7 protein-coding genes are annotated in these 6,183 nt (G+C 66.0%); 4 read left to right on the forward strand and 3 right to left on the reverse strand.

Annotation, left to right across the window (positions count from 1 at the left end; all coding sequences use genetic code 11):
• Positions 1-9: 9 nt before the first annotated feature.
• Entirely contained in the window at positions 10-702 is a 693-nt protein-coding gene (locus tag ACWDTD_RS18470; protein WP_449748591.1) for a TetR/AcrR family transcriptional regulator, read from the reverse strand.
• Positions 703-801: 99 nt separating this feature from the next.
• On the opposite strand from ACWDTD_RS18470, the gene ACWDTD_RS18475 reads away from it, so the two are divergent.
• Positions 802-2,319 (forward strand): DHA2 family efflux MFS transporter permease subunit, encoded by a 1,518-nt coding sequence (locus ACWDTD_RS18475; protein ID WP_449748592.1) that lies wholly within the window; start codon positions 802-804, stop codon positions 2,317-2,319.
• A gap of 141 nt (positions 2,320-2,460) precedes the next feature.
• Here ACWDTD_RS18475 and msrA read toward each other — a convergent pair whose 3' ends face one another.
• Both msrA and msrB read right to left on the reverse strand, forming a co-directional pair.
• Positions 2,461-3,018, reverse strand: a complete 558-nt coding sequence (msrA, locus tag ACWDTD_RS18480) for a peptide-methionine (S)-S-oxide reductase MsrA (protein ID WP_449748593.1) — start codon at positions 3,016-3,018, stop codon at positions 2,461-2,463.
• On the reverse strand, positions 3,015-3,503 hold the full coding sequence (msrB, locus tag ACWDTD_RS18485) for a peptide-methionine (R)-S-oxide reductase MsrB (RefSeq protein ID WP_449748594.1): 489 nt from the start codon (positions 3,501-3,503) through the stop codon (positions 3,015-3,017). The genes msrA and msrB overlap by 4 nt, the downstream gene beginning before the upstream one ends.
• 124 nt (positions 3,504-3,627) lie before the next feature.
• Here msrB and ACWDTD_RS18490 point away from each other — a divergent pair, with 124 nt between their 5' ends.
• The 3 genes from ACWDTD_RS18490 (at position 3,628) to ACWDTD_RS18500 (ending at position 5,962) form a co-directional block, all read left to right on the forward strand.
• On the forward strand, positions 3,628-4,140 hold the full coding sequence (locus tag ACWDTD_RS18490; protein WP_449748595.1) for a GNAT family N-acetyltransferase: 513 nt from the start codon (positions 3,628-3,630) through the stop codon (positions 4,138-4,140).
• 55 nt (positions 4,141-4,195) lie between these two features.
• Positions 4,196-4,543: a UBP-type zinc finger domain-containing protein gene (locus ACWDTD_RS18495; protein WP_449748596.1), complete on the forward strand. Its 348-nt coding sequence runs from the start codon at positions 4,196-4,198 to the stop codon at positions 4,541-4,543.
• 354 nt (positions 4,544-4,897) lie between these two features.
• A complete protein-coding gene (locus tag ACWDTD_RS18500; protein WP_449748597.1) occupies positions 4,898-5,962 on the forward strand; it encodes a tyrosine-type recombinase/integrase in 1,065 nt (354 codons plus the stop codon).
• The last annotated feature ends 221 nt before the right edge of the window (positions 5,963-6,183 follow it).

A 6,183-nucleotide genomic window follows, 5' to 3' on the forward strand; every position in this document is an offset into this window, starting at 1 on the left:
TAGGTGGCCTCACGACCCGGTGCCACCGCAGCGTCGACCGTGTTTGTACTGCTGGATGGCACGGATCTGCGCCTCGGTCAGCGGGGGCATGGTGAGCGCGAGCCGCTCCCCGCCGGTGTGGATCGAGTCGAGCAGCAACTCCAGGTAGCGGCGCCAGGTGCCCGGTGCGGTGGCCTGCGTGGTGTCCGCGACGGCGGAGATCATCGCGAAGATGGCGAAGAAGTCGGTGTCGGCGATGTCGGGCCGGATCACCTCGGCGGCATGCGCGCGGTCGAAGACACGTCGCATGAGTTCGGTGAGCCGCGATTTGATCGCCTCGATCTGGGGGTCGGTGTGGTCGATCTCGATCATGATCGCGGCGAGTCCGCGGTCTTCTGCGATCGCCGTGCATACCGTCGTCGCGCAGGTCACCAGCGTCGACCACGGGTCGAGATCGTCGAGCGCTTCGTCGTCGAGTTCGTCGAGTACATCCTCGAGGTGCTGCGCGAAGATGCCGACGATGAGCTGATCGCGGTTGGCGAAACGCCGGTACACCGTGCCCACGCCCACTCCGGCGGCGTCGGCGACGTCGTCGAGGGAGACCTCGAGGCCGCGTTCGGCGAACAGTCTGCGGGCGGCTGCGATGATCCGCAGTCGGTTGCGTTCGGCGTCTGCGCGCAGACGCCTGCTGGTTCCGGTCGCGCCCCCAGCTTGTGTGGTCATCGTCACATTCTCTCAACCGGAGGAATCATCTCCGGATAGCTGCCGTTGTCCTCTTGGTAAACGGAGGGATTGTCTCCACTATTCCGACCTGGAGGACTGATGACCACAACTTACGACATCACCGACGCTTCGTCGGCCGATGACGAGTCCCGGGCGTCACGACATCACCGCATGCGGTGGTGGGTGCTGGCTGTGCTCGGACTCGCCCAGCTGATGGTGGTGCTCGACGCCACCATCGTGAACATCGCGTTGCCGCACGCCCAAACGTCCCTCGGCTTCGACGACGCCGACCGCCAGTGGATCGTCACCGCCTACTCGCTGGCCTTCGGCAGTCTGCTGCTCCTCGGCGGCCGGCTCTCCGATCTCCTCGGCCGGCGGACCACGTTCATCATCGGGCTGGTGGGTTTCGCGGTGATGTCGGCGATCGGTGGTGCCGCGGTGAACTTCGAGATGCTGGTGGCGGCGCGCGCCGGTCAGGGCGTCTTCGGTGCGCTGCTCGCACCGGCCGCGCTCTCGCTGCTGACCACAACCTTCACCGACCCGTCCGAACGCGGTAAGGCATTCGGCATCTTCGGCGCCATCGCCGGCGGTGGCGGCGCCCTGGGGCTGCTGCTCGGCGGCATGCTGACCGAGTGGGCCGACTGGCGCTGGTGCCTCTACGTCAACCTGGTGATCGCGGCGATCGCGCTGGTCGGCGCGGTGTTGCTGATCGGGCCGCACAAGTCGGAGACCAGCCCGAAGCTCGATATCCCGGGCGTGGTCACCGTCTCGACGGCACTGTTCTCGATCGTCTACGGCTTCTCAAACGCGGAGACCAACGGCTGGCTCGATTGGGCCACGCTGACCTGGCTGGCCGTGGGTGCGGTGCTGCTCGCGGTGTTCGTCTGGTGGCAGTCGCGGACCGAACACGCGCTGCTGCCGCTGCGCGTGATCCTCGACCGCACCCGCGGCGGGTCGTACCTGGCCGTGTTCATCGTCGGTGTGGGCATGTTCGGCATCTTCTTGTTCCTCACCTACTACCTGCAGCAGAACCTCCAGTTCAGCCCGATCCGAACCGGATTGGCATTCCTGCCGATGATCGCCATGCTGATCGTCACGGCCACCACCTCCACCGGGGTGCTGTTGCCGCGCTTCGGTCCGCGCTGGCTGATGTCGGGTGGGCTGCTGATCGCCGCGGGCGGCATGGTGCTGCTCACCCAGCTCACCGAGACCAGCACCTACGCCCCGCACATCCTGCCGGCGCTGCTGGTGATGGGTCTGGGACTCGGCATGTCGATGGCCCCGGCCATGCAGGGCGCGGTGTCGGGCGTGTCGCACGAGGACGCCGGAGTCGCGTCGGCGACGGTGAACACGATGCAGCAGGTCGGCGGCTCGGTGGGTACCGCGCTGCTCAGCACGATCGCGGCCAGCGCGGCCACGTCGTACGTCACGAGTCACGCCGCGCAGGCGACGAATCCGATGATGTTGCAGCAATTGGCGGCGGTGCATTCCTACACGACGGCCTTCTGGGTCGCGGCCGCGGTGTTCGCCGCCGGCAGTGTGATCACCGCGCTGGTGGTCCGCGGCGGCAAACTCCCGGCCACCGAGGGTGAGGAGAACCTCGCGCTGGTGCACTGACACCCGTCGACGATTCGCACGAGAAAGGCCCGGCCGCTGAGTGATTCAGCGGTCGGGCCTTTTGTGTGCCGTCAGGCGTTTGCGGTCGACCCGCGCGCGGTCAGAGCTCTGGGGGTCAGCGCGCGGGCCGAGCTCTCGCGGTCAGCGGGTGGCTGCCTCGTCGCGGCGCGGCAGCACCCAGTTCGGGCGCGGGAAGTGGCAGGTGTAGCCACTGGGGTAGCGCAGCAGGTAATCCTGATGCTCGGGCTCGGCCTCCCAGAACGGGCCGGCCGGCTCGATGGTGGTGACCGCGTTCCCCGGCCACAGGCCCGAGGCGTCGACGTCGGCGATCGTGTCCCGCGCGACCTGCTCCTGCTCTTCGGTCAACGGGAAGATCGTCGAGCGGTAGCTGCTGCCGATGTCGTTGCCCTGACGGTTCTTCGTCGTCGGATCGTGGATCTGGAAGAAGAACGCCAGGATGTCGCGGTAGGTGGTGACGGTGGGGTCGAAGACGATCTCCACCGCCTCCGCGTGACCGGGGTGGTTGCGGTAGGTGGCGTGATCGTTGGAGCCGCCGGTGTAGCCGACTCGGGTCGAGATGACGCCGGGCTGTCGACGGATCAGATCCTCGACGCCCCAGAAGCATCCGCCCGCAAGCACTGCGGTCTCGGTGCCCGGTGTGCGGGTGATGTGTCCGTCGTCGTGGGTTCCGCTGGTCATGATGCGTTCTCCTCGCTGTGGTCGGTGGTGGTGTCGGTGGTGTTCTCGAACAGGCTGCGGAACTGCCCGTAGCCCTGCTCCTCGAGTTCACCGGCCGGAATGAACCGCAGTGCCGCCGAATTCATGCAGTAGCGCAGTCCGCCGTCGGCGCGCGGGCCGTCGGTGAAGACGTGCCCGAGGTGGCTGTCGGCGTATGCGGAGCGCACCTCGGTGCGCGACATGAACAACGTGCGGTCGGTGCGGGTCGAGACCGCGTCGCCGGTGATCGGTCGGGTGAAGCTGGGCCAGCCGGTGCCGCTGTCGTACTTGTCGGTGGACGCGAACAGCGGCTCACCCGAGACGACGTCGACGTAGATACCTGGCTCGTGGTTGTCCCAGTACTCGTTGCGGAAGGCCGGCTCGGTGCCGTCCTGCTGGGTCACGCGGTACTGGTCGGCGCTGAGCTTGCTCAACGCCTCGGGGGTCTTGCGATAGTCGTGGGACATCAATTCTCCTCTCCGGGCCACCGCTGGCTGCGGTGTCATCAGGAAGAACAGCATCGGGTGCGGTTTTGGTCCCAGACCGAGAAATCGCTTGAAATGCCGGACCGATAGCGCCATCGTCGGATGCGTGCACACTCCCGACGGCCTACTGATCCGCGACGAGTCGCCCGAGGACGCCGAGGCGATCCGGGAGGTGACGGGAGCGGCGTTCGAGCTCAACCCGTACTCCGACGGCAGCGAGCCGGCGATCATCGATGCACTCCGCAACGCGGGCGCGCTGTCGATCTCGATGGTGGCCGTCGTCGGCGACGATCTGGTCGGCCATATCGCGTTCAGTCCGGTGACCATCGACGGCCGCGATCTGGGTTGGTTCGGCGGCGGGCCGTTGTCGGTGACTCCGACCTTCCATGGCCGCGGCATCGGAAGTGCGCTCGTTCGGTCCGGTCTGGCCCGATTGGAAGAAATCGGTGCTGCCGGTTGCGTATTGGTCGGCGACACCGACTACTACCGACGCTTCGGATTCGAGCGTTCGTCGACACTGCGGTACCCGGCGGCCGACGACCACTTCATGGCGTTTACGTTGCGCGAGCCGACACCGTCCGGAGAGGTTGCATTTCACCCCGCGTTCGGTGATGGGTAGGCGTAGACTGCCTGTGACCCGTCACGCCGATACGATTCGCGCGTAGCGTCGGGTCATGGCAGAAGAATCGCTCGATCCCAGCGTTGCCCCGTCCGGTCAAGGTTGCGTCGAATGCCTTGCCTCCGATTCCGGATGGTGGTTTCACCTGCGGCGCTGTGCCGCGTGCGGCCACATCGGCTGCTGCGACAGCTCGCCAGCCCAGCACGCCTCGCATCACGCCGCCGACACCGGCCACCCCTACATCCAGAGCTTCGAGCCCGGCGAGGACTGGTTTTGGGACTATTCGTCGGATCAGTTCGCCCAGGGTCCTGAGTTGGCGCCGCCGACGAGCCATCCCGTCGACCAGCCGGTCCCGGCACCGGCCGACCGGATTCCGCCGAATTGGCAGGAACTTCTGAACTGATCGGGCGCGGCTCCGATTCCGTGGTCGGCGCGTCCTCGCCGGCTTCTGCTGACTGCTCCCCCACCAGGACTCGAACCTGGTTGCACATGAGGACCCATTCACTTGTGTCACCAGGCGACATAGCGTGCATATTTCCCGGTGAGAGCGACTCTAGCCGCGAGCACTGACCAGTGCAAGCATCCACGCGCTACCATCCATATCAGCCACGATATCGACACGAGTGAGCACAAGTACGCACGGTGAAGCGTGGGTGACGATGCGGAGGACGAGCCCTTGCCGAGTAAGCGCCGACGACGGGGTTGGGGCTACGTCCGTGCGCCACGTTCGGCGACTTGCCGGTTCGCGGCCTCGTACATGCACATCCACGACGGCACCCTGACGAGGTTCAACGCGCCGAAGACGTTCGATACGCGGATGGCCGCGGAAGCGTGGCTCCACAAGGAGCGCCAACTGATCGACCAGGGCACCTGGACGCCGCCTGCCGAGCGCGCCAAGGCGGCGGCTCGTTCGTCAATTCGATTGCGAGACTTCGCAGAAGATGCCCTCGCTGGTCGCCGTCTTGAGCCGACGACCAGGTCCAACTACAAACGGTTGTGGGAGACGCGCATCGAACCTGGCCTCGGAGACCTCGTGGTCCGCGACATCACGGCCGACGACCTACAGGAGTGGTGGCGTGGTCTCGGCGTCGAGTACGAAGCGAGCCGCGCGCACGCGTGGAACTTGCTGAAGTCGCTGCTGAAGGAGGCCGTCGAGCGCGAGATCATCACAAGCAGTCCGGCCGACGGCCCGCGGTTCAAGCGCTACGGGAAACGCCCCAATCGGCGCCAGATCATTCTCCTGACCCCGGCGGAGATTGCCGAGACTGCGGCGAAGTTGCCCAGCTACTACGCGATCGCGCTCCCGATCATGGCGTGGTGTGCCCTGCGGTACGCCGAGGTGTCGGAGCTGCGCGTGAAGGACATCGACGACGGCCCGGACGGCATGGTGATCCATGTCCGACGCTCTGCGCCGCTCGTCGACGGCGTACCCGTCGTCAAGCAGGGCAGCAAGTCTGATGCGGGTACTCGGGATGTGTGGGTGCCGCCGGACTTGGCTGTAGTGATTCGGAAGCGCTTGGGGAGCCTCAACAAGGAACCAAACACGCTTGTAGTGACCAACTTTCGCGGTGATCGACTGCCTCGCGCGACGTTCACCAAAGCATTCAAAGCTGCACTACCGTCTACGAAGTCGGAGATGCACGTTCACGCTCTCCGCCATACGGGCGCTGTATTGGCCGCCCAGGCCGGCGCTTCGACGGCCGAGCTGCAGGAGCGGCTTGGGCACACCACGGCGGACATGGCGGCGCTCTACCAACATGTGGCCGCGGGACGGCAGCGGGAGATCAGCGAGCGGATGAGCCAATCCCATTCCAGCAGTTGATCACGAGCCCATCAGCGTCTTTTCATCGCCGGGGGTCCGTACTCGCTTTCAGGCGAGTGCCCACGCTCCTGCCGGGCACGAACTATCGCGAGTAGCCACGACGACGATTGGAACGCCGAGCTGCGCGAGGAATGATCAAGACCTGTGGATCTGGGAGGGCGTGCCTTCCCGCAGAATGATCCCGGTAGTCACTTGATCAAGTCAGCGTTGCAGCGCTGGCG

The sequence above is a fragment of the Gordonia sp. NPDC003425 genome (genome assembly GCF_053588635.1).

Coding starts and splice junctions, on each gene's coding strand:
- ACWDTD_RS18470 (WP_449748591.1), bottom strand. CDS start 702: ATGACCACACAAGCTGGGGGCGCGACCGGAACCAGCAGGCGTCTGCGC.
- ACWDTD_RS18475 (WP_449748592.1), top strand. CDS start 802: ATGACCACAACTTACGACATCACCGACGCTTCGTCGGCCGATGACGAG.
- msrA (WP_449748593.1), bottom strand. CDS start 3,018: ATGACCAGCGGAACCCACGACGACGGACACATCACCCGCACACCGGGC.
- msrB (WP_449748594.1), bottom strand. CDS start 3,503: ATGTCCCACGACTATCGCAAGACCCCCGAGGCGTTGAGCAAGCTCAGC.
- ACWDTD_RS18495 (WP_449748596.1), top strand. CDS start 4,196: ATGGCAGAAGAATCGCTCGATCCCAGCGTTGCCCCGTCCGGTCAAGGT.
- ACWDTD_RS18500 (WP_449748597.1), top strand. CDS start 4,898: ATGCACATCCACGACGGCACCCTGACGAGGTTCAACGCGCCGAAGACG.